This window comes from Nonomuraea sp. LP-02 (assembly GCF_036289125.1).
GTDB lineage: Bacteria > Actinomycetota > Actinomycetes > Streptosporangiales > Streptosporangiaceae > Nonomuraea > Nonomuraea bangladeshensis.
Genome location: NZ_JAXCLK010000001.1, coordinates 3,188,024 through 3,211,962, shown reverse-complemented (window position 1 = coordinate 3,211,962; position 23,939 = coordinate 3,188,024). Strand labels below are relative to the sequence as shown.

General features: G+C 74.0%; 24 protein-coding genes and 1 riboswitch. Of the genes, 15 read left to right on the top strand and 9 right to left on the bottom strand.

The genetic code is table 11. The annotated features are described in order from the left end of the window. Nucleotides 1–161: 161 nt before the first annotated feature. Nucleotides 162–980, bottom strand: a complete 819-nt coding sequence (locus tag SMD20_RS14935; RefSeq protein ID WP_329580688.1) for an MHYT domain-containing protein — start codon at nucleotides 978–980, stop codon at nucleotides 162–164. Nucleotides 981–1,061: 81 nt separating this feature from the next. Continuing rightward, nucleotides 1,062–1,970 (bottom strand): MHYT domain-containing protein, encoded by a 909-nt coding sequence (locus SMD20_RS14930; protein WP_329580685.1) that lies wholly within the window; start codon nucleotides 1,968–1,970, stop codon nucleotides 1,062–1,064. Between the two features lie 187 nt (nucleotides 1,971–2,157). Between SMD20_RS14930 and thiI the strand changes: the two genes are divergently transcribed. After that, entirely contained in the window at nucleotides 2,158–3,357 is a 1,200-nt protein-coding gene (gene thiI, locus SMD20_RS14925; RefSeq protein WP_329580683.1) for a tRNA uracil 4-sulfurtransferase ThiI, read from the top strand. A 30-nt stretch (nucleotides 3,358–3,387) separates the two neighbouring features. Here thiI and aroF read toward each other — a convergent pair whose 3' ends face one another. After that, on the bottom strand, nucleotides 3,388–4,419 hold the full coding sequence (gene aroF, locus SMD20_RS14920; protein WP_329580681.1) for a 3-deoxy-7-phosphoheptulonate synthase: 1,032 nt from the start codon (nucleotides 4,417–4,419) through the stop codon (nucleotides 3,388–3,390). 241 nt (nucleotides 4,420–4,660) lie between these two features. Here aroF and SMD20_RS14915 point away from each other — a divergent pair, with 241 nt between their 5' ends. The 3 genes from SMD20_RS14915 (at nucleotide 4,661) to SMD20_RS14905 (ending at nucleotide 7,303) form a co-directional block, all read left to right on the top strand. Then, nucleotides 4,661–5,257, top strand: a complete 597-nt coding sequence (locus tag SMD20_RS14915) for a molybdopterin-dependent oxidoreductase (RefSeq protein WP_329580679.1) — start codon at nucleotides 4,661–4,663, stop codon at nucleotides 5,255–5,257. A gap of 54 nt (nucleotides 5,258–5,311) precedes the next feature. Next, on the top strand, nucleotides 5,312–6,496 hold the full coding sequence (locus SMD20_RS14910) for a sensor histidine kinase (RefSeq protein WP_329580677.1): 1,185 nt from the start codon (nucleotides 5,312–5,314) through the stop codon (nucleotides 6,494–6,496). Nucleotides 6,497–6,562: 66 nt separating this feature from the next. Next, complete coding sequence (locus tag SMD20_RS14905; RefSeq protein ID WP_329580672.1) at nucleotides 6,563–7,303, top strand: LytR/AlgR family response regulator transcription factor; 741 nt, start codon at nucleotides 6,563–6,565, stop codon at nucleotides 7,301–7,303. A gap of 571 nt (nucleotides 7,304–7,874) precedes the next feature. Here SMD20_RS14905 and SMD20_RS14900 read toward each other — a convergent pair. Then, nucleotides 7,875–8,717: a deoxyribonuclease IV gene (locus SMD20_RS14900; RefSeq protein WP_329580670.1), complete on the bottom strand. Its 843-nt coding sequence runs from the start codon at nucleotides 8,715–8,717 to the stop codon at nucleotides 7,875–7,877. A 186-nt stretch (nucleotides 8,718–8,903) separates the two neighbouring features. Between SMD20_RS14900 and uraD the strand changes: the two genes are divergently transcribed. From uraD to SMD20_RS14865, 7 genes are read left to right on the top strand one after another with little or no spacing between them, the layout of a single operon-like run. Beyond that, nucleotides 8,904–9,413: a 2-oxo-4-hydroxy-4-carboxy-5-ureidoimidazoline decarboxylase gene (gene uraD / locus SMD20_RS14895; protein ID WP_091076240.1), complete on the top strand. Its 510-nt coding sequence runs from the start codon at nucleotides 8,904–8,906 to the stop codon at nucleotides 9,411–9,413. Then, nucleotides 9,410–9,715 (top strand): hydroxyisourate hydrolase, encoded by a 306-nt coding sequence (gene uraH, locus SMD20_RS14890; RefSeq protein WP_329580665.1) that lies wholly within the window; start codon nucleotides 9,410–9,412, stop codon nucleotides 9,713–9,715. The genes uraD and uraH overlap by 4 nt, the downstream gene beginning before the upstream one ends. Beyond that, a complete protein-coding gene (gene pucL / locus SMD20_RS14885; protein ID WP_329580662.1) occupies nucleotides 9,715–10,575 on the top strand; it encodes a factor-independent urate hydroxylase in 861 nt (286 codons plus the stop codon). Before uraH ends, pucL begins: the two co-directional genes overlap by 1 nt. A 5-nt stretch (nucleotides 10,576–10,580) precedes the next feature. Continuing rightward, on the top strand, nucleotides 10,581–11,444 hold the full coding sequence (locus tag SMD20_RS14880; RefSeq protein ID WP_329580660.1) for an FAD binding domain-containing protein: 864 nt from the start codon (nucleotides 10,581–10,583) through the stop codon (nucleotides 11,442–11,444). Then, complete coding sequence (locus tag SMD20_RS14875) at nucleotides 11,444–11,917, top strand: (2Fe-2S)-binding protein (RefSeq protein ID WP_329580656.1); 474 nt, start codon at nucleotides 11,444–11,446, stop codon at nucleotides 11,915–11,917. The genes SMD20_RS14880 and SMD20_RS14875 overlap by 1 nt, the downstream gene beginning before the upstream one ends. After that, the gene (locus SMD20_RS14870; protein WP_329580654.1) at nucleotides 11,914–13,269 is read left to right on the top strand and encodes an 8-oxoguanine deaminase; all 1,356 of its coding nucleotides are present in this window, start codon (nucleotides 11,914–11,916) and stop codon (nucleotides 13,267–13,269) included. The genes SMD20_RS14875 and SMD20_RS14870 overlap by 4 nt, the downstream gene beginning before the upstream one ends. A gap of 50 nt (nucleotides 13,270–13,319) precedes the next feature. Next, nucleotides 13,320–13,532 carry an EF-hand domain-containing protein gene (locus tag SMD20_RS14865; RefSeq protein ID WP_329580652.1) on the top strand — a complete coding sequence of 71 codons (213 nt, stop codon included), beginning with the start codon at nucleotides 13,320–13,322 and terminating at the stop codon, nucleotides 13,530–13,532. A gap of 23 nt (nucleotides 13,533–13,555) precedes the next feature. Here SMD20_RS14865 and SMD20_RS14860 read toward each other — a convergent pair whose 3' ends face one another. Beyond that, nucleotides 13,556–14,722 (bottom strand): winged helix DNA-binding domain-containing protein, encoded by a 1,167-nt coding sequence (locus SMD20_RS14860; RefSeq protein ID WP_329580650.1) that lies wholly within the window; start codon nucleotides 14,720–14,722, stop codon nucleotides 13,556–13,558. A 155-nt stretch (nucleotides 14,723–14,877) separates the two neighbouring features. Here SMD20_RS14860 and SMD20_RS14855 point away from each other — a divergent pair, with 155 nt between their 5' ends. Genes SMD20_RS14855 through alc form a run of 3 tightly spaced genes read left to right on the top strand, consistent with a single transcriptional unit; the run spans nucleotide 14,878 to nucleotide 18,292 of the window. Continuing rightward, on the top strand, nucleotides 14,878–16,023 hold the full coding sequence (locus tag SMD20_RS14855; protein ID WP_329580648.1) for a glycerate kinase: 1,146 nt from the start codon (nucleotides 14,878–14,880) through the stop codon (nucleotides 16,021–16,023). Beyond that, nucleotides 16,020–17,336 (top strand): allantoinase AllB, encoded by a 1,317-nt coding sequence (allB, locus tag SMD20_RS14850; protein WP_329580645.1) that lies wholly within the window; start codon nucleotides 16,020–16,022, stop codon nucleotides 17,334–17,336. Before SMD20_RS14855 ends, allB begins: the two co-directional genes overlap by 4 nt. Then, nucleotides 17,333–18,292, top strand: coding sequence for an allantoicase (gene alc, locus SMD20_RS14845; protein WP_329580643.1), 960 nt, complete (start codon nucleotides 17,333–17,335; stop codon nucleotides 18,290–18,292). The genes allB and alc overlap by 4 nt, the downstream gene beginning before the upstream one ends. Before the next feature lie 15 nt (nucleotides 18,293–18,307). On the opposite strand, the gene SMD20_RS14840 is transcribed toward alc, so the two are convergent. The 4 genes from SMD20_RS14840 to thiO all read right to left on the bottom strand — a co-directional run bounded on the left by SMD20_RS14840 (nucleotide 18,308) and on the right by thiO (nucleotide 22,580). Beyond that, nucleotides 18,308–20,389: a Stk1 family PASTA domain-containing Ser/Thr kinase gene (locus SMD20_RS14840; RefSeq protein ID WP_329580640.1), complete on the bottom strand. Its 2,082-nt coding sequence runs from the start codon at nucleotides 20,387–20,389 to the stop codon at nucleotides 18,308–18,310. A gap of 124 nt (nucleotides 20,390–20,513) precedes the next feature. Continuing rightward, a complete protein-coding gene (locus SMD20_RS14835; protein WP_329580637.1) occupies nucleotides 20,514–21,269 on the bottom strand; it encodes a thiazole synthase in 756 nt (251 codons plus the stop codon). Beyond that, nucleotides 21,262–21,462 carry a sulfur carrier protein ThiS gene (gene thiS / locus SMD20_RS14830; RefSeq protein WP_091076213.1) on the bottom strand — a complete coding sequence of 67 codons (201 nt, stop codon included), beginning with the start codon at nucleotides 21,460–21,462 and terminating at the stop codon, nucleotides 21,262–21,264. Before thiS ends, SMD20_RS14835 begins: the two co-directional genes overlap by 8 nt. Further along, entirely contained in the window at nucleotides 21,459–22,580 is a 1,122-nt protein-coding gene (gene thiO / locus SMD20_RS14825) for a glycine oxidase ThiO (RefSeq protein WP_329580631.1), read from the bottom strand. Before thiO ends, thiS begins: the two co-directional genes overlap by 4 nt. Continuing rightward, a riboswitch (TPP riboswitch) is annotated at nucleotides 22,568–22,684 on the bottom strand. (Overlaps the previous gene by 13 nt.) A gap of 81 nt (nucleotides 22,685–22,765) precedes the next feature. Between thiO and SMD20_RS14820 the strand changes: the two genes are divergently transcribed. Next, the gene (locus tag SMD20_RS14820; RefSeq protein ID WP_329580628.1) at nucleotides 22,766–23,929 is read left to right on the top strand and encodes an NAD(P)/FAD-dependent oxidoreductase; all 1,164 of its coding nucleotides are present in this window, start codon (nucleotides 22,766–22,768) and stop codon (nucleotides 23,927–23,929) included. The last annotated feature ends 10 nt before the right edge of the window (nucleotides 23,930–23,939 follow it).

Genomic DNA, 23,939 nt, shown 5'->3' with positions numbered 1-23,939 from the left:
TTCGGCCGGCTGCAAGCCGCCTGCAAGCGCCGGCCGTACCTTTGGGCCAGCGGGGTTTCCGCTACCACCCGCTCAAGGGTACGGCTTGCGCCGCGGAGAGTCGGCGGCCCACCACGTGTCGCAGGCCGTACCCCCGCCTATAGAGACGGGGGACGACGACGTCACCTGCGGGGCGTGCCGAACAGGTCGATCTCCGGCACGCCCTCCTCCCCGAGCCCGCGCAGCCGCTCGCGGAACTCCGCCTCGCCGCGCAGCTCCTTCTCCGACGGCGACAGGACGAGCGCGAGCAGCAGCCCCACGGTCACCAGGCTGAGGCCGACGATCAGCGGCAGCAGGAAGTCGATGCCGCGCGCGCCCGGCGGCGTCGCCATCTCCGTGTGTTCCCGCACCGACATGGCGAACATGCCCGTGTAGTGCATGCCGGAGACCGCCACCCCCATCACCAGCGCCGCCGCGCCGACCTTGAGCGCGCCGCTGACCCGCAGCGTGAACCACAGGGCCGCCGTGGCCGCCCCGATCGCGACGAGCACCGACAGCGTCACGACGACGGGGTCGTAGGAGAGGTGGGCGGACAGGTTCATGGCCGACATGCCGAGGTAGTGCATGCCGGCGACGCCGAGCCCGGTCAGCAGGCCGCCGCCCAGCAGGTAGGGCAGCCGCTCACCGCGGTGGGCGGCGAGGAACAGCCCGAGCCCCACGACGACGATCGCGAGCACCGCCGAGGCGGCCGTGCGCGGCACGTCGTAGCGGATGACCGTGCCGCTCACGGAGAAGCCCAGCATGGCGATGAAGTGCATGGTCCAGATGCCGGTGCCGCCGATCGCGAGCGCGGCGCCGAGCAGCCAGTATCTCGCCTCGCGCCCGCCCAGGAGCCGCGCCCGTGAGGTGAGCATGAGGCCGAGCATGCTGCCGGCGGTGGAGATGAGGTACGCCATGACAGGCGTCAGCGCCCCGAAGGAGAAATGGTCGATCGGTGACATGACTCACCAGTCCCTTACGCAGAGATAAGGGAGTATCCACAGTGAGTCGTCAGGGCGCAACCACCTGTTGCGAAACTGTGCCTATGAGACGTGAGGGATCCTCGGCATCCCCGGCTCCTGCGGGCTCCGCGGCATCTGCGGGGTGTGCGGCATCGGCGCGACCGGCGCGCCCGGGCGGGCGAGGCGCTCCTGCCGGGCCGTACGCCGGCGCAGCTCCAGCTTGGCCACGAGCTCGGCGTCCTCGTGCAGCTCCTCCTCGGACGGCGACAGCAGCACCATGAGCAGCATGGTGAGCGTGATCAGGCTGATCACGGTCATGAGCGGGACGAGGAAGTCGAGGGCGTCGGCCCCGGTCGCCGGGGCGGGCTGTCCCTCCGCGGGCGCGTGCATGGTGACGCGCATGGCGGCCATGCCGGTGTAGTGCATCCCGGACACCGCGAGGCCCATGACGAGCGCGGCGCCGGTGATCCAGACCGGCTTCCTGACCCGCAGCGTGAACCAGAGCGCCGCCGTCGCCGCGACCACGGCGATGGCCACCGAGAGCACCACGGTGAGGCGGTCGTAGGAGACGTGGGCGGACATGTTCATGGCGTACATGCCGAGGTAGTGCATGGAGGCCACGCCGAGGCCCGTGAGCAGGCCGCCGCCGAGCAGCGCCGGGAGCCGCCCCCGGCCGTAGGTGACGAGGAACAGGCCGGTGCCGACGACCACGATCGCGACGACCGCCGACGCCACGGTGAGCGGGACGTCGTAGGTGATCCTGGTGCCGTCCACGGCGAAGCCCATCATGGCGATGAAGTGCATCACCCAGATGCCGGTGCCGCCGATGGAGACGGCCGCGCCGAGCAGCCAGCGGGTCCGCGCGCCGCCGCGCGAGGCGTGTGCCTGGGCGGTGAGCCGCAGTCCCAGCATCGATCCGAGGCAGGACATCACGTACGCGAGCGCCGGCGTGAGCGGACCGTGGGTGAAGTGGTTCACAGCGGAGGTCATGGAGCGGAGATCCTCGGAGGTTAGGGGTCACCGGATTCTGCCATCCCGAATGTCCCTTACGCATGGATACTTGAACTATCTGTCAAATGTCCTGTCGGAAACGGCGCGGGCCGCACGCGGACTAAACTCGATGGGTCACGGCGTTGCGATGAAGGCCGTCCCATCCCTGTTCCCCGGAGGTTCCACCATGACGATGTCCGCCCTGGGTGAGCCGTGCGTACTGCTCAAGCTGGGCGAGATCGTCCTCAAGGGCAAGAACCGCGAGCTGTTCGAGCGCCGCCTGATCGCCAACATCAAGCACGCGCTGGAGGGCAGCACCGACCTCAAGACCGACGTGCGCAAGCGGCACGGCGTGATCGCGATCTTCCTGCCCGAGGGCACGACCGTCGAGCAGGCCGAGGTCGTCGCGCAGCGCGTCGCCGAGGTGCCCGGACTCGTCTGGATCCACCGGGCCTGGCGGGTCGCCAAGGACCCCGAGGCCGTGCTCAAGGCCGGCGTGGAGCTGGTCGGCGAGAGCGAGGAGGCCAAGCGCGGCGCCCGCTTCGCGGTCCGCTCGCGCCGCCGCGACAAGCGCTTCCCCCTGCGCTCCAACGACCTCGACCGCCTCGTCGGCGGCGCCATCAACGACGAGTACGGCCTCCCCGTCGACCTGCGCAACCCCGAGCTGACCCTGCACATCGAGGTCGACAGGGACGAGGTGTTCGTCTTCACCGGCGGCATCCCCGGCCAGGGCGGCCTGCCGGTCGGCAGCAGCGGCCGGGCGCTGGTGCTCATGTCGGGCGGCATCGACTCCCCGGTGGCCGCCTACCGCATGATGCGGCGCGGCCTCCACGTCGACTTCCTGCACTTCTCCGGCATCCCGTTCACCACCTCCGAGTCGATCTACAAGGCGTACGCGCTGGTGCGCAAGCTCGACCGCTTCCAGGGCCGCTCGCGGCTCTGGGTGGTGCCGTTCGGCAAGGCGCAGCAGTCGATCCGCACCTCCGGCCAGGACCGCCTGGCGGTCATCGCGCAGCGGCGGCTCATGCTCAAGACCGCCGAGGAGGTCGCCCACCGCATCAAGGCGGCCGCGCTGGTCACCGGCGACGCGCTCGGGCAGGTCTCCTCGCAGACCCTGACCAACATCACCGCCCAGGACAACGCGGTCGACCTGCCGATCCTGCGCCCGCTCGTCGGCTGGGACAAGACCGAGATCATGGCCGAGGCCCGGCGCATCGGCACGCTGGAGATCTCCGAGCTGCCCGACGAGGACTGCTGCTCCCTGCTGGCCCCCAAGCGGGCCGAGACCCGCGCCAAGATCGAGGACCTCAAGCAGATCGAGCGGCGGCTGGACGCCGAGGAGCTCTGCGTCCAGCTCGCCGACTCGATCCAGGAATACACCCTCTGAGACCAGGCTGAGACCGGGGGCGGCGCGGGCTCAGATCGCCAGCGCCGCCGCCGCCGACTTGCCGAGCAGCGGCGGCAGGTCCGTCATGACCTGGGCCAGCTCGCCCAGGTCATCCGCCACCAGCGCCTGCGGGCCGTCGCAGAGCGCCTGCTCGGGCCGCGGGTGCACGTCGATGATCACGCCGTCGGCGCCCACCGCCAGGGCCGCCCGGGTCAGCGGCAGCACCAGGTCGCGCCGGCCGCCCGAGTGCGACGGGTCCACGATCACCGGCAGGTGCGACAGCCGCTGCGCCACCGGCACCGCCGCGATGTCGAGCGTGTTGCGGGTCGCCTTCTCGAAGGTGCGGATGCCGCGCTCGCACAGCACGATGTCGAGGTTGCCGCGCTGGGCGACGTACTCGGCGGCCATCAGCCACTCCTCGATGGTGGCGCTCATGCCGCGCTTCAGCATCACCGGCCGGCCGGCCGCGCCGACCGCCTGCAGCAGCGCGAAGTTCTGCATGTTGCGGGTTCCGACCTGCAGCATGTCCGCGTACGCGGCCACCAGCTCCACGTCCTGGGCGTCCACGACCTCGGTCACGATCGGCATCCCCGTCTCCTCGCGCACGTCCGCCAGGATGCGCAGGCCCGCCTCGCCCAGCCCCTGGAAGGCGTACGGCGAGGTGCGCGGCTTGAACGCCCCGCCGCGCAGCAGCCGCGCCCCGGCCGCCTGCGCCATCCGGGCCGCGTCCAGGGTCTGCTGGTGGGTCTCCACCGCGCACGGCCCCGCGATGAGCGTCACGGTGCCGGGGCCGATCGGCACGCCGCCCACATGGACCGTCGAGCGTTCGGGATGGTTCTCCCGGCTCACCAGCTTGTACGGCGCGGAGATCCGCATGACGTCGCGCACCCCGGGCATGCCGCGCAGGCTCGCCCCGTCGAGCTGGGCCACGTCGCCGACCAGGCCGACGATCGTGCGCCGTACGCCCTTGCTGACGAACGCCTCCACGCCGGCCGCCTGCACGAGGCCGACGATCGCCTCGACGTCGCCGGACGTGGCCTCGGGCCCCATGACGATCACCATCTGAACACTCTCCTTTTCCCGGAAAACACAGAAGGCCCCGGGTCCTGTCGGACCCGGGGCCTTCGTTCGCCTGTCTGCTAGCGCAGCGTCAGATGGCGAACGGACTCGGGTCCGTCGCCATACCAAAACAGGAACGCGTTGCGCATAGGCCCGCATCCTATCGCATGAGACCCGGCCGCGAGCCGCGCGCGGACCGGTGGCAGGATGTGCGTCAGACGCGAGACAGGTGAGGGGAGAGATCGTGGAGGAGTCGCGCCTGCCACCAGGCCAGTACGTCCCGCGAGGCCGACCCGTCATCCACTACGGCAGGGTGCCGCGGTTCAAGCCGGAGACGTGGGACTTCAAGGTGTTCGGCGCCACCGCCTCGGGCGAGGAGCACCGTTTCACCTGGAGCGAGTTCGAGTCCCTGCCCCGCGTGACGCGCGTCGCCGACTTCCACTGCGTGACCAAGTTCTCGCTCATGGCCAACGAGTGGCGCGGCGTCACCCCGGCGACCCTCATGGCGGCCGCCCCGCCCGACCCGGGCGTCAGCCACGTCATGATCTGGGCCGAGTACGGCTACAGCGCCAACCTGCGCATGTCCGACTTCGCGGCCCCCGAGACGTTGTTCGCGATGGAGCTGGACGAGAAGCCGCTCAGCGCCGAGCGCGGCCACCCGGTCCGCATCGTGGTGCCGCACCTGTACGCGTGGAAGAGCGTCAAGTGGGTGCGCGCCATCGAATACCTCCTGGAGGACCGGCGCGGCTTCTGGGAGGAGCGCGGCTACCACAACGTCGCCGATCCCTGGCGCGAGCAGCGCTACTCCTACCAGGAAGAACCCGGCGAAGGCCCTCCCTGACTTCACTCTGCGTTTCCGAGCGAACACGCACCGTAGTGAACTACGGTGTGCCGCATGCTGATCATCGCGTGCCTGGCGCTGTGCTGCCTGGCCGTCGCCGCGGGGCTCGCCGCGGGGTGCGTCGCCGGCCCCCGTCTCGCCCGTGGTCCCCGCCGCCGCGGTGAGGACGGCTCGCCGGAGGGCGGGCGCACGGGCCGGCGGGCCGACGAGGCCACTTACGCCACCCTGCACCTCGCCGCGATGGCCGCCCCCGCCCTGCGCGCCGGGCTCGACCGCGACTCCGCCCGCAAGGCCGTACGCCATCTGCGCGCCCTGCTCGGCACCCGCGCCGTCGCCATCACCTCGACCGAGGCCGCGCTGGCCTGGGACGGCCCGTGCACCGACGACGTGCTCACGCACGCCCGTGCCGCGCTGGCCGCCGGCCGGGCGCAGGTGTTCGCGGGCGAGCCGCACGGGGCCGTCGTGGTGCCGCTCACCGTGGAGGGCACCGTCGTGGGCGCGCTCGCGGCCTTCGACGACGAGCTGAGCGCCGCGCTCGTGCGTACCGTCACCGAGGTCGCCGGATGGGTGTCGGGACAGCTCGAACTTGCCGAGCTCGACGCCTCCAGGCGGCGGGCGCTGGAGGCCGAGATGCGCGCGCTGCGCGCCCAGATCTCGCCGCACTTCGTCTACAACGCGCTCACCACGATCGCCTCGTTCGTGCGCACCGACCCCAAACGCGCCCGCGAGCTGCTGCTGGACTTCGCCGACTTCTCCCGGTACGCGCTGCGCCGCGCCCACGACTTCACCACCCTGGCCGACGAGCTCACCTGCGTCGACCGCTACCTGCTGCTGGAACGGGCCCGGTTCGGCGACCGGCTGCGCTTCAGCATGCAGGTGGCCCCCGAGGTGCTGCCCGTGCCGGTGCCGTTCCTGTGCCTGCAACCCCTGGTCGAGAACGCCATCAAGCACGGCATGCGGGGCAGCCGCGGCGGCGAGGTGCGGGTGACGGTGTGCGACGCGGGCCCCGAGGCGCACATCACGGTCGAGGACGACGGCGCCGGCATGGATCCGGAGTGCGCCCGCCGCACGCTGGACGAGGACCCGGCGCGCGAGGGCAGCGGCATCGGCCTGGCCAACGTGGACCTGCGGATGCGCCAGATCTACGGCGACTCCTACGGCCTCGTCGTGGAGACCGAGCTCGGCTCCGGCACGAAGGTACGGCTGCGCGTCCCCAAGACCCACGCCGCCAAGGTGTAGCCGAATCAGCACGCTCCGTTGGCGTGTCGCTTGTGACCTTCGCGTTCATGCGGCAGCGTGGCGGCCATGCTGAGAGTGCTGGCCGTGGACGACGAGGTCCCCGCCCTGGAGGAGCTGGCCTACCTGCTGCGCCAGGACGACCGGATCGAGCACGTCTCGACCGCGGCCGACGGCGTCACGGCGCTGCAGGACATGGTCCAGATGATCCGCGGCGGCGAGCGGCTCGACGCCGTGTTCCTCGACATCCGTATGCCGGGGCTCGACGGGCTCGACCTGGCCCGGCTGGTCGGCGGCTTCCCCAGCCCGCCGCGGCTGGTCTTCGTCACCGCCCACGAGGAGTGCGCGGTGCAGGCGTTCGAGCTGGAGGCGGTCGACTACCTGCTCAAGCCGGTCCGGGCCGAGCGGCTGTCGGAGGCCGTGCGCCGGCTGGAGGCCGCCACCGCGCCCGCGGCCGAGCCGGCGCAGGACGACGTCATCCCGGTCGAGCTGGGCGGGCGCACCCGGTTCGTGCCGCAGCAGGCCGTCCGCTACGCCGAGGCCAAGGGCGACTACGTGCGGCTGCACACCGTGGACGGTAGCTACCTCGTCCGCATGTCGCTGGCCGCGCTGGAGCGGCGCTGGTCGGACGCCGGGTTCCTGCGCATCCACCGCAGCACGCTGGTGTCGGCGCGGCACGTCAGCGAGCTGCGGTTCGAGGGCGGGCGGGTGACGCTCACCGTCGGCGGCGAGCAGCTCCCGGTGAGCCGCCGGCACAGCCGCCAGGTGCGCGAGCAGCTCGTCCGCCAGCACCGGGGCGTGATCTCGTAAGGGCGTGAAACGGGGTGCGGGCGCTCCCGCCCCGGCATCGCTCGCGGGGGCGGACCGTCCGCGCCGGTGGGAATGATTTCCCTGGTCACATGCCCTCGGACGGCAGGGCGAACGGGCCGGACGCGGACGCGGACGCAGGCGCCCGGCGGCCGGGCACGCCCCCTGATCGGCCGCTCGTCGTCCCGGGGTGACCGCTCGTCGTCAACCCACTCTCCGTACAGCGCTGACTACGCACCGTTCGACGCGCTGGTCATCAACAGGGTTTCGCTCCCAAGATCGCATCCGTAGTGTCATGGCATCGGAAGCCACTCCGGCGCATCGGGGGGACGAGCCGGGGGGCTCACCGCAGGTCTGATGCGCCGGACTCACCGGCGGCCTTCGCCGGCCGCCGCGGCGGCCGGGCCCTTGACCGGGGGGTGGGGCCCGCCACGCCGGCTCGTGAAGGGGCGCCCGCCGAGGCCGGTCCGCCGGCCCCGCGATCCGGCCACGGGGGCGGTCGGATCGCGCGCGCGGGCGCCCCAGCGTCACAGGATCCCGCCGTCACGGCACTCCGGGCGGCTCAGTGGGCGGCTCAGTGGGCGTCGCGCAGCTTCTTCAGCAGGGCGATGTCCTCGGCGTGCTTGGGCGCCTTGCCGGGCGTCTCGATGCAGATGGGCACGCCCGCCACCGCCGGATGCCGCATGATCTCCGCGAACGGCTCCGCGCCGATGTGCCCCGCCCCGATGTTCTCGTGCCGGTCCTTCTTCGCCCCGCACACGTCCTTGGAGTCGTTGGCGTGGATCAGCTTGAGCCGGCCCGGCGCGATGCGGTGCAGCGCGTCGAACGTCTCGGCCACCCCGCCCGGCGCGGCCAGGTCATGGCCGGCGGCATAGGCGTGGCAGGTGTCGAGGCAGACGCAGGCGCGCGGATGCCACTCCAGCGCCGCCAGGTAGGGCTCCAGGTCCTGGACGGTCGCGCACAGCATGGCGCCCTGCCCGGCCATCGGCTCGAGAAGCAGGTCGGGCCCGCCGTCGGGGATCTCGTCGAGCAGCGGCAGCAGATGCTCGTGGAGCTGGCGCATGGCGTCGTCGCGCGGCTGCGTCACCGCCGAGCCGGTGTGCACCACGACGCCCTTCGCGCCGGTCTCGACGCCGCGCCGCAGCGCGTGCCGGACCACGCCGACCGAGTTGGCGAGCGTGTCGGCGTTCGGCGAGCCGAAGTTGACGAGGTAGGGCACGTGGATGAAGGCCGTGACCCCCGACTCGGCCAGCTTGGCGTCCTGGTCGGGCTTGCCGTCGCTGAGCGCCCAGCCGCGCGGGTTGGTGACGAACACCTGGATCATCTCGGCGCCGATCTCGGCCATGTACTTGAGGCCGCCGGTCGCCAGGCCGCCGGTCACGGACACGTGTCCGCCGATCAGGGATGTTGGGCTCATGATGCCCTCAGTTTAGGCGCACCGCGTGCCGCCGGGAGCCGCCGCGACCTGCGCAGAGTCCGTGTCGCGGGCGACCGCGCCGGAGCATGGGTTGGAGCATGACACGAAAAGCGGGCCGCCCCGGGGGCGGGAGTTGGGAGTTCTCGCGGATGGACCGGGCACGAAGGGCCTGTGTGTACTTCTCACATGCCCGCAACGCTCAGCGCGCTCGCCGCGTTCAACGCCGCCCCGGCGGGACAGGCCGAGGAGGAGCTGCGCGCCTGCTGCGCCTCCACCGCCTTCGCCGCGCGCGTGGCGGCGGGCCGCCCGTACGGTGACCTCGCCGGCCTGCTGGCCGCGGCCGAGGCGGCGGCCGGCGCGCTGGCCTGGCCGGACGTGCTGGAGGCGCTGGCCGCCCACCCGAGGATCGGGGAGCGGCCCGCCGGCGCGGGCCGGGAGGCGGCCTGGTCGCGGCAGGAGCAGTCCGGCGTCGGCGACGACCTGCGCGCCGCGCTCGCCGAGGGCAACCGGGCCTACGAGGCCCGCTTCGGGCACGTCTATCTGGTGTGCGCCACCGGCCTCGGCGGGGCCGAGCTGCTGGCGCGGCTGCGCGAGCGGCTGGGAAACGACGAGGAGCGCGAGCGCGCGGCCGTACGCGGCGAGCTGGCGAAGATCACCCGGTTGCGGCTGGTCAAGCTGATGGGAGGAGGGGAGTGAGCTTCTCGACGCACGTGCTCGACGCGGTCGCCGGGCGGCCGGCCGCCGGGGTGCGGGTGCGCCTGGAGGACGCCGGCGGGCGCGTCCTGGCCGAGGGCCGCACCGACGGCGACGGCCGGATCAAGGGATGGGACACCGCGGGCGCGGGCGTGCGCCGCGTCGTCTTCGACACCGGCGGCTACCTCGCCGAGACCTTCTATCCCGAGGTCGTCATCGCCTTCACCGTCACCGACCCCGCGCAGCACCACCACGTGCCGCTGCTGCTCAGCCCCTACGCCTACTCCACCTACCGAGGAAGCTGATGACCGTCAAGCTCGGCCCCAACCGCTACGGCAAGGCGGGCGTCAGGCTCGTCCGGGTGGTCCGCGAGGGCCCCGTCCACCACCTCAAGGACCTCAACGTCTCCACCGCGCTCTCCGGCGACATGGAGGCCGTGCACCTGACCGGCGACAACGCCGCCGTGCTGCCGACCGACAGCCAGAAGAACACCGTGCACGCCTTCGCCAGGAAGCACGGCGTCGGCGAGATCGAGGAGTTCGCGCTGCTGCTGGCCCGGCACTTCGTCGGCACGGGGCGGGCCGTCCACCACGCGCGGGTGGAGATCGAGGAGTACGCCTGGCGCCGCGGCGGCCCGCACTCGTTCGTCCGCGACGGCGGCGAGGTGCGCACCTGCGTCGTCCACCACGACCGCGACGGCCGCACCACGGTGGTGTCAGGGCTCAAGGACCTGGTGCTGCTCAACACCACCGGCTCGGAGTTCCACGGGTACGCCGTGGACGAGTACACCACCCTCCAGCCCACCACCGACCGCATCCTGGCCACGGCCGTCACGGCCCGCTGGCGGCACCGCGGCGAGAGCGCCGACCACGCGGCGTCGTACGAGCGGGCCCGCCGCTGCCTGCTGGAGGCGTTCGCGGGCACCCACAGCCTGTCGCTCCAGCAGACCCTGTACGCCATGGGCGAGCGCGTCCTGACCTCCTGTCCCGAGCTGTGCGAGGTGCGGCTCGCCCTGCCGAACAGGCACCACTTCCTGGTGGACCTGTCGCCGTTCGGCCTGGACAACGACAACGAGGTCTACCACGCCGCCGACCGGCCGTACGGGCTCATCGAGGGCGGCGTGCTCCGCGAGGACGCGCCCGACGCCGGATTCGCCTGGGAGTAGCCACGATGGACTTCTTGCGGCCCACGACGTGGGCGGAGGCGCTGGCCGCCAAGGCGGACCAGCCGGAGGCGGTGCCCCTCCAGGGCGGCACCGACGTCATGGTGGAGATCAACTTCGCCGTGCGCAGGCCGCCCGCGCTGCTCGACCTCACGCGGGTGGCCGAGCTGCGGGAGTGGTCCGTGGCCGGCGGCGAATGCCGGATCGGGGCCGGGGTGCCGTACCGGGTGATCGTCGAGGAGCTGGGCGGCGTCGTGCCGGGGCTGGCGCAGGCGGCGCGTACGGTCGGCTCGCCGCAGATCCGCAACCGCGGCACGGTGGGCGGCAACCTCGGCGCGGCCTCGCCCGCGGGCGACAGCCATCCGCCGCTGCTGGCCGCCGGGGCGATGATCGAGGTGGAGTCGCGCGACGGGGGCGTGCGGACGATCCCCGCCGCGGAGTTCTACCTCGGCGTCAAGCGCAGCGCCCTGCGGCCGGACGAGCTGATCAGGGCCGTACGCGTGGCGAGCGCGCCGGGCCCTCAATACTTCTCCAAGGTCGGCACGCGCAACGCCATGGTGATCGCGGTGTGCTCGTTCGCGATCGCGCTCGACCCCGCGCGGCGGCGGGTGGGCACCGGGATCGGCTCGGCCGCCCCCACCCCGCGCCGGGCCGAGGAGGCCGAGGACCTGATGGCCCGCGAGCTCGACTGGGACGCCCCCGCGCTCGACCCGGCGCTGGTCGAGCGGTTCGGACGGCTGTGCGCGCGGGCCGCCGCGCCGATCGACGACGTACGCGGCACCGCCGCCTACCGTCTGCGTGCTCTCGACGTCATGGCCCGCCGCACGCTGACCTGGGCCTGGAACGACCACAGGGGAAGGAGGGCGGCCTGATGCGCGTCACGTTCACCGTCAACGGCCGCGAGGAGAGCGCCGACGGCGTGTGGGAGGGCGAGAGCCTGCTGTACGTGCTGCGCGAGCGGCTCGGCCTCCCCGGCTCCAAGAACGCCTGCGAGCAGGGCGAATGCGGCTCGTGCACCGTCTACCTGGACGGCGAGCCGGTCTGCTCCTGCCTGGTCGCCGCCGGTCAGGCCGAGGGCCGGCGGGTGCGCACCGTGGAGGGCCTGGCCGAGGGGGACAGGCTCGACCCGGTGCAGGAGGCGTTCGTCGAGTGCGGGGCCGTGCAGTGCGGCTTCTGCACGCCCGGGCTGCTCGTGCAGGCGCACGACCTGCTGGAACGCCTGCCGGACCCGTCCGACGCGGAGATCCGCGAGGCGCTGGCGGGCAACCTGTGCCGGTGCACGGGCTACGAGAAGATCCTCGACGCGGTGCGCCTGGCCGCCACCAGGAAAGGGGCCGCCGGATGAGCCTGATCATCGAGAACGTGCACCTCGCGCCGGTCGCCGGGCCCGAGATCGCCTCGGGCTGGCTGAGGATCGAGGGCGACAGGATCGCCGGGCTGGGCCCCGGCCCCGCCCCCGACGCGCCCGGCGCGGAACGCCTCGACGGGACCGGCTGCCTGGCCACCCCCGGGCTGGTCAACACCCACCACCACCTGTACCAGTGGGCCTCCCAGGGGCTCGCGCAGGACGCCACCCTGTTCGAGTGGCTGGTGGCGCTCTACCGCGTGTGGGCCGCCATGGACGCCGAGATCGTCAGGGGCGCCTCGGCGGCCGGGCTCGGCTGGCTGGCGCTGTCCGGCTGCACCACCTCCAGCGACCACCACTACCTGTTCCCGAAGGGGCGGGGCGACCTGTTCGCGGCCGGGATCGAGGCGGCGCGCGAGGTCGGGCTCCGCTTCCACCCCGCCCGCGGCTCCATGGACAGGGGCGAGTCACGCGGCGGCCTGCCGCCGGACGAGGTGGTCGAGGACCTGGACGAGATCCTCGCCGCCACCGCCGAGGCCGTGGACGCCTACCACGACCCGTCGCCCTCCTCGATGCTGCGGGTGGCGGTCGCGCCGTGCTCGCCGTTCTCGGCCAGCGGCGAGCTGATGACGCAGTCGGCCGCCCTGGCGCGGGACAAGGGCGTACGCCTGCACACCCATCTCGCCGAGACCGTGGACGAGGACGAGCACTGCCTGGAGCAGTTCGGCCTGCGGCCCGTGGACTACATGGACAAGCTGGGCTGGCTCGGTCCTGACGTGTGGCTCGCGCACACGGTGCACCTCAGCGACGCCGACATCGCCAAACTCGCCATCACCGGCACCGGCGCCGCCCACTGCCCGTCCTCCAACGGGCGGCTCGGGGCCGGCATCGCCCGCGTCTCGGAGATGCTGCGGCGCGGCGTGAACGTCGGCCTCGGCGTGGACGGCGCCGCCTCCTCCGAGCTGACTCCGCTGGCCGGCGAGATGCGCCAGGCCCTGCTGTTCCAGCGCGCCCGCTACGGCCCGCGGGCGCTGACCGCCCGCCAGGCGCTGGAGCTGGCCACCCTGGGCGGGGCGCGCAACCTCGGCCGCGAGGGCGAGCTGGGCACGCTGGAGCCCGGCAAGCTCGCCGACGTCGCCCTGTGGCGGGTGGACGGCCCGTACGCGGCGGCCGTCGCCGACCCGGTCTGCGCGCTGGTCTTCGGGCCCGCGCTGCCGCTCGTCCGGCTGCTGGTCGGCGGGCGTACGGTGGTCGCCGACGGCGAGCTCAGGACCGCCCCCCAGGACGCGCTCGGACGGGCCGGGGCCGCGGCCGGGCGCAGGCTGCTCGAACAGGCCGGAGGCACGGCATGACCGTTAAGGTGTGGATGTCCTGATCGAACACTCCCCCGGAAGGCGGCCCCGTGACGGCGGAACTCCCCGAACAGCGGCTGGCGCGGCTCAAGAGCACCTTCGCCGCGATCGACACCGACGGCGACGGCTACATCAGCGAGAGCGAGCTGAAGCAGCACTTTCCCGACCTGCCGGCCGAGGCGCTGGGGGCGCTGAGCCAGAGCGCGGACTCCGACCAGGACGGCCGCTACTCCCTGGAGGAGTTCATCCGCACGGTCTCCTGACGGCCCGCCCGCCGTACGGAGGGCTACGGGGCCGACAGCTCGCGCTCCAGCGGGGTGCGGAAGCGCGGGGTGACGCGGACCTCGCCGAGCCAGGCGGCCAGCGCGTCCGCCTGGGCCTCGACCGCCGCCCGCCCTTCCGCGCCCACGTCCGCGAGCAGCCGCCACACGATCTCGCCGTCCGGCCGCTGCGCCCAGCCGCCCGCCACGCGCCCGTCCCACCACACGGTGGGGCCGATGTTGCCGTTGCGGTCGAACAGCTCGGCGCGGTGCCCGGCGTCGAGATACCAGTCGCGCGCCTGCCATCCCATCGGCGTCGGATCGAGCGCCGGCAGCAGCGCCGCCCACGGCTCCGGCTCCGGCACCTCCTCCAGGTCGTCCGGCAGCGCCACGCCGGGCCCCTCGTCCAGCTCCACCTCCACCGCGCCGACCGCCGACAGGGCCGCGCGCGTCTCGGTCAGCGTCCAGCCGGTCCACCACTTGAGATCGGCCTCCGTGGCCGGGCCGAACGCCGCCAGCCACCGGCGCGCCAGCTCCGCCCGCGCCTCCGGCATCCCCAGGCGGGGGAGTTCGGGGGCGAGGCCCCACAGGTGCCGGCCGTTCACCCACGTGCCGCCGGCGCGGCGGCCGCGTACCAGCAGGCCGTCCATCGCCATCAGCGGCACCAGCCGGGAGCCCAGGCTGACCAGCGCCTCGTACGGCTTGCCCGCCGCCAGCACCGCCTGCTCGCGCAGCTCCGGCACCAGCGTCCCCAGCATGGCCGCGTCCGCCTCGCCGTGCTCGGCCAGCGCCCGCAGCACCGCGGCCTCGGCCGCCGCGACGCGGGCCTCGTCCCAGCCGTCCGCGCCGAAGACCTTCATCAGCGCGCGCCGCTCCCTGCGGGCGACCGGCGCCATCGTGGACCAGTGCACCACCGGCACCAGCTCGGCCGGCACCGCGAACACCGTCCGCCGCATGCCCGTCATGCGCACCAGCGTGCGCTCGTCGTAGATGGCCCGCTCCACCGGCTCGTGACCGGGCACGGCGAGCCGCGCCCCCGCCGACAGGAACACGCTCGTCGGGTCGCTGCCGTGCAGCGCCACCACGGACGCCGCCACCTCCTCCGGCGTGGCCGCCTTGACCGCGAGCCGATGCCGCAGGCCGAGCCGCGCCCGCCGCTGCCCCGTGGAGAAGCGGACCTTGGAACCGTGCACAACGCCCCTTTCGCTGCAAGGCCGTCGCGGGGAACACGATGCCTTGATGTCAGGATGATGAGGCACGCCTTCCTGCCCGCTCGCACCGGGCAGGAAGGCGTGTGCGGCCATTGTTCATCATCATGTGGGAGTTGGTAGTGGTTCAGCATGTTCTGGTGGCTCCGGACAAGTTCAAGGGGTCGCTGACGGCGGCGGAGGTGGCGGCGCGGGTGACGGCGGGGCTCGGCGTGCCCACGGTGGAGCTGCCGGTGGCCGACGGCGGCGACGGCACCGTGGACGCCGCCGTCGCCTGCGGGTTCGACCGCGTCACGATCGAGGTCACCGGGCCGACGGGTGAGCGCGTCACGGCCTCCTACGCCTGGCACCCCGGCGACGCCACGGCCGTGGTCGAGCTGGCCGAGGCGTCCGGGCTGCGCCGGCTGCCGGGCGGGCCCGAGCCGCTGACCGCCACCAGCCACGGCACCGGCGAGCTGGTCGCGCACGCGGTGCGGCACGGCGCCAGGCGCGTGGTCCTCGGGCTCGGCGGCAGCGCGTGCACCGACGGCGGCGCGGGCATGGCGCAGGCGCTCGGCGCCCGCCTGCTGGACGCCGAGGGCCGCGAGCTGCCGAGGGGCGGGGCGGCGCTGCGCGCGCTGGACCGCATCGACCTGTCCGGCTTCCCCGACCTCTCGGGGGTCTCGTTCGTGGTCGCCAGCGACGTGGACAACCCGCTGCTCGGCCCGCACGGCGCCGCCGCCGTGTACGGCCCCCAGAAGGGCGCCACGCCGGACGACGTGAAGATCCTGGAGTCGGGGCTGACCCGGCTGGCGGCCGTGGCGACCCGTACGCACGGGCTCATGGGCGCGGTCGAGCACGACGACATCGTCCGGGCCATGGGCGTGGCCGGCGCGCCGGGGGCGGGCGCGGCCGGCGGCGTCGGCTTCGCCGCGCTGGCGTTCCTGCACGCCGAGATCCGCCCCGGCATCGACCACCTGCTCGGGCTGCTCGGCTTCGGCGCGCACGCCGCGGACGCCCGGCTGGTGATCACCGGTGAGGGCTCGCTCGACGAGCAGTCGCTGCGCGGCAAGGCCCCCATCGGGGTCGCCCAGGCCGCGGCCAGGGCCGGCGTGCCGGTCGTCGCCGTCTGCGGGCGGCGTACGCTCTCCGACGCCGAGCTCAAGGCGGCCGGCATCGAGGCCGCCTACGCCCTCACCGACCTGGAGCCCGACCCGGCGCGCTGCATGGCGGAGGCCGGCCCCCTGCTGGAACGCCTGGCCGCCAGGATCGCCGCCGACCGCCGCCTCTCGGAGGGGACGCCATGACGCCGTTCGACCTCGTGGTGCGCTCCCGCAGAACCGTCACGCCGGAGGGGGAGCGGCCCGCCGCGGTGGCCGTACGGGGGGAGCGGATCGAGGCCCTGCACCCCTACGACGCGCCGCTCGACGCCGCCGAGGACGTCGACCTGCGCGACCTCGCGCTGCTGCCCGGCCTGGTGGACACGCACGTCCACATGAACGAGCCGGGCCGCACCCACTGGGAGGGGTTCGCCTCGGCGACCAGGGCGGCGGCCGCGGGCGGCGTCACGACGATCGTCGACATGCCGCTCAACTCGCTGCCGCCCACGGTCGACGTGGCCGCACTGGAGACCAAGCTGGCCGCGGCGCGCGGGCAGTGCCACGTGGACGTCGGGTTCTGGGGCGGGGCGGTGCCGGGCAACGTCAAGGAGCTGGGCCCGCTGCACGAGCGCGGCGTGCTCGGCTTCAAGTGCTTCATGTCGCCGTCCGGGGTGGCGGAGTTCCCGCCGCTGGCGGGAGGCGACCTGCGGCGGGCGCTGGAGGAGGTGGCCGGGTTCGGCGGGCTCATGGTGGTGCACGCCGAGGACCCGGCGCTGCTGGCGGAGCCGGACGGGCCGACGTACCCGGAGTTCCTGGCCTCGCGGCCGGAGGCCGCCGAGCGCGGCGCCGTCCACCGGCTCGTGGAGCTGGCCAGGGAGACCGGCGCGCGGGTGCACGTCCTGCACGTCTCCAGCGCCGCCTGCCTGGACGTGCTCGCGGCGGCCCGCGCCGACGGCCTGCCGGTCACCGCGGAGACCTGCCCGCACTACCTGACGCTGGAGGCCGAACGGGTGCCCGAGGGGGCGACGGCGTTCAAGTGCTGCCCGCCGATCCGTTCGGCGGCCAACCGCGACCTGCTGTGGGAAGGGCTGGCCGAGGGCACGCTGAGCTGCGTGGTGTCGGACCACTCGCCGTCCACCGCCGACCTCAAGGTGCCCGACTTCGCCGCGGCCTGGGGCGGGATCGCCTCGCTGCAGCTCGGCCTGTCCGCCGTGTGGACGGAGGCGGCCCGCCGGGGGCACCGGCTCGCCGACGTGGTGCGCTGGATGGCCGCCGCCCCGGCCGCGCTGGCCGGGATCCCCGGCAAGGGCACGATCGCGCCGGGCAACGACGCCGACCTCGTCGCCTTCGACCCGGCCGCCGACCAGGCCGTGGACGCCGCCCGCCTGCACCACAAGAACCCCGTCACCCCCTACCACGGGCAGGTGCTCAAGGGCGTGGTGCTGACCACCTGGCTGCGCGGCCGGCCCGTGGACGGCGAGCCGCACGGGAAATTCCTCCTGAGAGAGAGCACTGGATGACCAGCTTCACCATGCTGCCCGACCTCGCCCTGCGCACCTTCGGCGGGGCGGTCGTGGCCGCCAGCGACGAGTCGTTCGCCGAGAAGGAGAGCCTCGTCCGGCCAGGACGGCCCGGCTTCCGCCCCGAGACCTTCGGGCCCAAGGGCCAGGTGTACGACGGCTGGGAGACCCGGCGCCGGCGCGAGCCCGGCCACGACTGGGCGCTCGTGCGGCTCGGCGTGCCCGGCGTGATCCGCGGCGTGGTGATCGACACCGCCTGGTTCAAGGGCAACTACCCGCCGTACGCGACCGTCGAGGCCGCCCGCGTCGAGGGCCACCCGTCGCCCGCCGAACTGCTGGCGGCCCCGTGGACGGAGATCGTGCCGCGGGCCGCGCTGAAGGGCGACGCCGAGCACCACTTCGAGGCCGCGGGCGAGTTCCACGGCACCCACGTACGGCTCACCATCTTCCCTGACGGCGGCGTCGCCCGCCTGCGCGTGCACGGCGAGCCCCGCCCCGACCTGTCCGTGTACGACGGCCTCGGCCTCGACCTGGCCGCCCTCGCCAACGGCGGCGTCGTCACCGCCTGCTCCGACGACTTCTACTCGGCCCCCCACAACGTCATCGCCCCCGGCCTGGCCCGCCACCAGGCGGAGGGCTGGGAGACCGCGCGGCGGCGGGACGGCGGCAACGACTGGCTGATCATCCGGCTGGCCGGGCGCGGCGTGCTCAGGCTGGCCGAGATCGACACCACGAACCTGCTCTTCAACGCCCCCGCCGCGGTCACCCTCACCGGTTTCGACGGCGAGCCCGGCGCGGCCGCGCCCGTGGAGCTGCTGCCGCGCACCCGCCTGCAGCCGGACACCCCGCACCGGTTCCGCCTGGCGGCGGCGACGCCGGTCACCCACGTGCGGGTGGACATCCACCCGGACGGCGGCCTGGCGAGGGTCCGCCTCCACGGACACCTGACGCCCTGACCCGCCGGCCGGGGATCACTGCCAGAGGTGGACGGTGGCTCCGGCCGGGCGCTCGCTGTTGGGCAGCGGGCGCTGGAACTGGACCACGCCGCGGTTGCCGAGCCGGTGGACCTGCACCTTGAAGCCCTGCGCCTCCAGGTCGCGGCGGGCGTCGTTGACGTTCTTGCCGATCACCTGCGGGACGATGGCGAGCTGCTGGTCGTCGCGGGCCTGGGTGTCGCCCTGGCCGAACCACTGCCAGAAGTCGGTCTGGCAGCGCGCCACCGTGACCATGACCTGCGCGCCCCCGTCGACCTCGGACTTGGCCTTCGGCACCTGGGCGATGACGGTGCACGGCTCGGCGTCGTCGTCGACCTCCTGGACCTGCACCTGGAAGCCCTGCTGGCCGAGGTAGGCGGCGGCCTCGTCCTTCGGCATGCCGCCGACGTCGGGCATCAGCAGGCCGGCGCTGACGAAGATGTCGACCCGCGCGCCCTCCTTGACCTTCTCGCCCACCTGCGGCGAGGAGCGGATGACCTTGTCGCGCTCGACCTGCGTGTTGGGCAGGCGCTTCACCGAGCCCGGGGTGAGCCCTTCCTTGGCGAGCGCGGCGCGGGCGTCGTTGCCGGTCATGCCGGTGACGTTGGGCACGACCACGCGCTTGGGGCCGAGCGAGGGCGTCAGCGTGATCGTGCTGCCCCGCTCGACCTCGGTGCCGGCGACCGGCTCGGTGGCCAGCACCAGGCCCTCGGCGGTCTTCTCCGAGTACTGGCCCGGGGCCGTCTTGACCTTGAAGCCGCCGTTGACCGCGCTCTGCTCGGCCAGCACCACGTTCCTGCCGACCAGGCTGGGCACCTGGACGTAGTCGGGCTGGGCGAAGAACCACCCGGTCAGCGCGATGGCGGCGACCATGACGCCGGCCAGCGCCACCAGGAACCAGTTGGGCCGGAACCCGCGCCGCCGCGCCGGCGCGGGCACCTCGACGCGCGGCTGGATGAGCGTGTGCGCGGGGGCGGCCTGCGGCATCGACGGGGCGGCGTGCACGGCGGTGCGGTCGTTCGGCTGGGACGGCGGCTGCGGGCGGAACTGCGCCCCGGACCCGGCCATCGGGCCGGACATCGCCCCCGAAACCGCCCCCGAAACCGCCCCCGAAACCGCGCCCGGCACCGCCCCAGAGCCCGTCATCGCGCCCGAGCCGGGGAACGGCACCGGCCCGGAGCCCGGCCCCGGTCCGTACGGCTGCGCCTGCGGCGTCGGCGGGAGCGTGGTGCGCGGCAGCATGCGGTGCGCGTCGACCGCCGCCACCAGCAGGGCCGTGGCGTCCTTGGGCCGGTCGTGCGGCTCACGCGCGGTCGCCTGCGCCACCAGCGTGTCGATCAGCGGCGGCACGTCGGGCGCCAGCGCGGAAGGCGGCGGCACCGTGTCGTGGACGTGCCGGTAGGCGACCGACATCGGCGTCTCGCCGTCGTAGGGCTGCTGCCCGGTCACCAGCTCGAACAGCATGATGCCGGCCGCGTAGACGTCGCTGCGCACGTCGGCCGCGCCGGTGAGCACCTGCTCGGGCGCCATGTAGCCGATGGTGCCGATCATCACGCCGGTGCGCGTCTGGTTGGTCGCCTCGATGGCCTTGGCCAGGCCGAAGTCCACGACCTTGACCCGCCCGTCGTCGGTCATCAGGACGTTCTCGGGCTTGACGTCGCGGTGCACCATGCCGGCCTGGTGGGCCGCGCCGAGGGCGGCCAGCACCGGGATCAGGATCTCCAGCGCCTCGCGGGCGGGCAGCCGGCCGCGCTCGCGCAGGACGTCGCGGAGCGTGCGGCCCGGCACGTACTCCATCGACAGGTAGACGACGTCGTTGTCGGTGCCCTGGTCGAAGACGTGCACGACGTTGGGATGGGAGAGACTGGCCACCGACTTCGCCTCGCCGATGAACCTCCGGACGAACGCCGGGTCGTCGGCCAGCGAGCGGTGCATGACCTTCAGCGCGACGGTCCGGTCCAGCCGGACGTCGAGCGCCAGGTAGACGGTCGCCATACCGCCCCGGGCGATCCGGCTCTCGATGCGATAGCGCCCATCGAGGAGCCGCCCGACCAGAGGGTCCGCAGTCGTCGTATCCACCCCGCTGAGTTTACGGGCGTTTTGGCACCGGCAGGGCCCAGCCGCCCGAAACCGATGCCGAGCCGTGCCCCCTGTGACGCGCCGGAGCCTCGCCAGCCCCGGCGCGTCCCTCGCGTCTCAGGAGTCAGGGCGTCATGGGGGAGGACGCCTCGGCGTAGCGGCGGCGCGGGATGCGCCCGGCCTGCCGCGCCAGCCGCCCGGCCGTCACCGCCGCCTTCATGGCCGCGGCCATCTGGTCGGGGCGCTGGGCCCGGGTGACCGCCGTCGCCAGCAGCACCGCGTCGCAGCCGAGCTCCATCGCCAGCGCGGCGTCGCTGGCCGTGCCGATCCCCGCGTCGAGAATCACCGGCACCGACGCGGCCTCCACGATCAGCTCGATGTTGTGCGGGTTGCGGATGCCGAGGCCCGATCCGATCGGCGCGCCCAGGGGCATCACCGCCGCGCAGCCCGCCTGCTCCAGCCGTCGGGCCAGCGCCGGGTCGTCGCCGATGTACGGGAGCACCACGAACCCGTCGGCCACCAGCCGCTCGGCCGCGTCGAAGGTCTCGATGGGGTCGGGCAGCAGCGTCCGCTCGTCGGCGATGACCTCCAGCTTGACCCAGTTCGTGCCGAGCGCCTCCCTGGCCAGCCGGGCCGTCAGCACGGCGTCGCCCGCCGTGAAGCAGCCGGCCGTGTTGGGCAGCACCTTGATGTGGCGCTCGCGCAGCACGTCGAGCACCGACCCGCGGGAGCGCGGGTCGAGCCGCCGCATGGCGACCGTGGTCAGCTCGGTGCCGGAGGCCGCCAGTGCCTGGTCGAGCACCTCCAGCGAGGGGGCGCCGCCGGTGCCCATGATGAGCCGGGAGGAGAACTTCTCCCCGGCGATGATCAGCTCATCCACCCTGCACCGCCGTCAGCACCTCCACGCGGTCGCGCTCACGCAGCGCCGTGGTCTCCCAGGCGCCGCGCGTGACCACCTCGTCGTTGACCGCCACGGCGACCCCGGTGGTCGTCGCGGTCAGGGCGCGTACGGCCTGCGCCACGGTCGTCCCGTCGGCGACCTCGTGCGTGGCCCCGTTGATCTGCACCATCATGCGATCTCTCCAAATCTCGCCGGCGAGCACAACGCCGCCAGCCCGCCCTCCTCGCCGCCCGCCTCCCCGGCCACCAGGGCCGCCGTCAGAGGCGCGAGCAGCACGCCGCCCCGGTGGTGTCCGGTGGCGAGCACCAGCCCGTCACCGGCCGGCCCGACGATCGGCACGTTGTCCGGCGTGCCGGGGCGCAGGCCCGCCACCACGTCGGCCAGCTCCAGCTCGGTCACGCCCGGCACCAGCTCCCTGGCGTCGCGCAGCAGCTCGTACAGGCCGCCGGCGGTCACCCGGGTGTCGAAGCCCAGCTCCTCCTGGGTCGCACCGACCACCAGCTCGCCGTCGCCCCGGGGGACGAGGTAGACGGGGGAGCCGTGCACGGAGCCTCGTACGCACCGGGTCAGCAGCGGCTGCGGCGAGCGCAGGCGCAGGATCTGCCCCTTGACCGGCCGCACCGGCACCCCGGCCAGAGCGGCGCTCCAGGCCCCGGCCGCCAGCACCACCGTCGTGGCGGGCAGCTCGGCACCCTCCTCCAGCCGCACACCCGTGACCCGGCCCGCCGGCCCGTCCGCGCGCAGCAGCGTGGTGACCCGGGCGCGTACGAGCGGCACGTCCAGACGTTCCAGCGCGGCGAGCAGCGCCGCCGTCACCCGGCGCGGATCCACCCAGGCGTCACCGGCGGCCAGCAGCCCGCCGCGCACCGACGGCGCCAGCATCGGCTCCAGGCGGCGGCACTCGCGCCCGGTCAGCCGCTCCACCGGGAGCCCCAACTTGTCCATGAACGCGGCCAGCTCGTCCAGCGCCGCGAGGTCGTCGGCCCCGAACGCCACGTCGAGCGTGCCCTCCGCGCGCAGGTCCACCCCGCGCGCCCCCTCGGGCAGCCCCGCGTCGGCGGCCAGCTCGGCGGCGAAGGCCGGCCAGCGGCGCAGCGACGCCAGGCCCAGCCGCAGCAGCGGCTCCTCGGTGTAGGTCACCTCGCTGACCGGCGCCAGCATGCCCGCGGCCGCGTGCGAGGCCCCGCCCGCGGGATCGGGATCGACCACGGTGACCGGCCGCCCCGCCCGCGCCAGCCGCCACGCGACGGACAGCCCGACGACCCCGCCGCCGACGATGACCTCCACCATGCGCTCCCTTCGCCGGCATGATCCGGATCAGGTGTCTTGCGGTCGAAGGCCCTGTACAGCCTTCCTCTCAGCCCGGTCACGGCCGGACTCCCGCGCGTCTTACGCCCCCAGCCTACGACCTCGCCGGCGGCGCCAGGCACGCCCCCCTTCGCCGCCGGGCCCCGTACCCGTCTATGGTCTTGGTCGTGGACCATGTCGTGGTGGTGGGAGCGGGCCTGGCCGGCGTACGCACGGTCGAGGCGCTGCGCGGGCGCGGATTCGGCGGCAGGATCACCCTCGTCGGGCGGGAACGCCACCGCCCCTACGACCGTCCGCCCCTGACCAAGAGCGTGCTGCTCGGCGAGTCCGACACCACCTTTGTCGACGCCGACCTCGCCGCGCTGCGCGTCGCCTTCCGTCCCGGCGTGTCCGCCACCGCGCTGCGGCCGGGCGCCGTCGAGACCACCGAGGGCGAGCTGCGCTACGACGGCCTGGTCATCGCGACCGGCGCCGACCCGGTCCTGCTGCCGGGCGACGGCCCCCAGCACGTCCTGCGCACCCTCGACGACGCGCACGAGCTGCGCGCCGCGCTCGTGCCCGGCGCCCGCGTCGTGGTCGCCGGCGCGGGCTGGGTGGGGGCCGAGGTGGCCACGGCCGCCCGCCGCGCCGGCTGCGCGGTCACCGTCGTCGAGGCCGGTCCCGCGCCGCTCGCCGCCGCCGTCGGCGAGGAGATCGGCGCCCGCACCGAACGCTGGTACGACGGCATCGACCTGCGTCTCGGCGCCATGGTCCACTCCGTCGAGGAGGGCGGCGTCGAGCTGGTCGGCGGCGAGTTCATCGACGCGCACGTGGTCGTCGCCGGCATCGGCGTGCGCCCGGCCGTCCAGTGGCTGGCCGACGCCGACCTCGACCTGCACAACGGCGTCGTCGTGGACGAGCACCTGCGCGCCTCGCTGCCCGGCACGGTCGCGGTGGGCGACTGCGCCGCCTGGTGGTCGCGCCGCTTCCAGGACCGGCTGCGGGTCGAGCACTGGGACACCGCGCTCAACGCCCCCGAGGTCGCCGCCGCGAGCCTGCTCGGCGAGGACGCCGTCTACGACCCGGTGCCGTACTTCTGGTCGGAGCAGTTCGGGCACATGGTCCAGTACGCCGGCCATCACCCCGCGGGCGAGCGCCTGCTCTACCGCGGCGGCCCCGAGGGCAAGTGGTCGGCCGTCTGGCTGAGGGGCGACGACACCCTCGCCGCGGTGTTCGCCGTCGACCGGCCGAGAGACCTCGTCCAGGGCCGCCGCATCATCGGCGCGGGCTCCCGGCTGGACGCGGAACGCCTGGTAGATCCAGACGTCCCCCTACGGGATTGTGTTGTTTGAGCAAGCACGG

Excerpts from the sequence above, each read along its gene's own strand:
- SMD20_RS14875 (WP_329580656.1), top strand. The coding sequence starts at position 11,444 with ATGCGCGTCACGTTCACCGTCAACGGCCGCGAGGAGAGCGCCGACGGC.
- SMD20_RS14870 (WP_329580654.1), top strand. The coding sequence starts at position 11,914 with ATGAGCCTGATCATCGAGAACGTGCACCTCGCGCCGGTCGCCGGGCCC.
- thiO (WP_329580631.1), bottom strand. The coding sequence starts at position 22,580 with ATGGTGGAGGTCATCGTCGGCGGCGGGGTCGTCGGGCTGTCCGTCGCG.
- thiS (WP_091076213.1), bottom strand. The coding sequence starts at position 21,462 with ATGATGGTGCAGATCAACGGGGCCACGCACGAGGTCGCCGACGGGACG.
- uraD (WP_091076240.1), top strand. The coding sequence starts at position 8,904 with ATGCCCGCAACGCTCAGCGCGCTCGCCGCGTTCAACGCCGCCCCGGCG.
- SMD20_RS14900 (WP_329580670.1), bottom strand. The coding sequence starts at position 8,717 with ATGAGCCCAACATCCCTGATCGGCGGACACGTGTCCGTGACCGGCGGC.
- thiI (WP_329580683.1), top strand. The coding sequence starts at position 2,158 with ATGACGATGTCCGCCCTGGGTGAGCCGTGCGTACTGCTCAAGCTGGGC.
- SMD20_RS14930 (WP_329580685.1), bottom strand. The coding sequence starts at position 1,970 with ATGACCTCCGCTGTGAACCACTTCACCCACGGTCCGCTCACGCCGGCG.
- SMD20_RS14905 (WP_329580672.1), top strand. The coding sequence starts at position 6,563 with ATGCTGAGAGTGCTGGCCGTGGACGACGAGGTCCCCGCCCTGGAGGAG.
- allB (WP_329580645.1), top strand. The coding sequence starts at position 16,020 with ATGACGCCGTTCGACCTCGTGGTGCGCTCCCGCAGAACCGTCACGCCG.
- SMD20_RS14935 (WP_329580688.1), bottom strand. The coding sequence starts at position 980 with ATGTCACCGATCGACCATTTCTCCTTCGGGGCGCTGACGCCTGTCATG.
- pucL (WP_329580662.1), top strand. The coding sequence starts at position 9,715 with ATGACCGTCAAGCTCGGCCCCAACCGCTACGGCAAGGCGGGCGTCAGG.
- aroF (WP_329580681.1), bottom strand. The coding sequence starts at position 4,419 with ATGGTGATCGTCATGGGGCCCGAGGCCACGTCCGGCGACGTCGAGGCG.
- alc (WP_329580643.1), top strand. The coding sequence starts at position 17,333 with ATGACCAGCTTCACCATGCTGCCCGACCTCGCCCTGCGCACCTTCGGC.
- SMD20_RS14910 (WP_329580677.1), top strand. The coding sequence starts at position 5,312 with ATGCTGATCATCGCGTGCCTGGCGCTGTGCTGCCTGGCCGTCGCCGCG.
- SMD20_RS14880 (WP_329580660.1), top strand. The coding sequence starts at position 10,581 with ATGGACTTCTTGCGGCCCACGACGTGGGCGGAGGCGCTGGCCGCCAAG.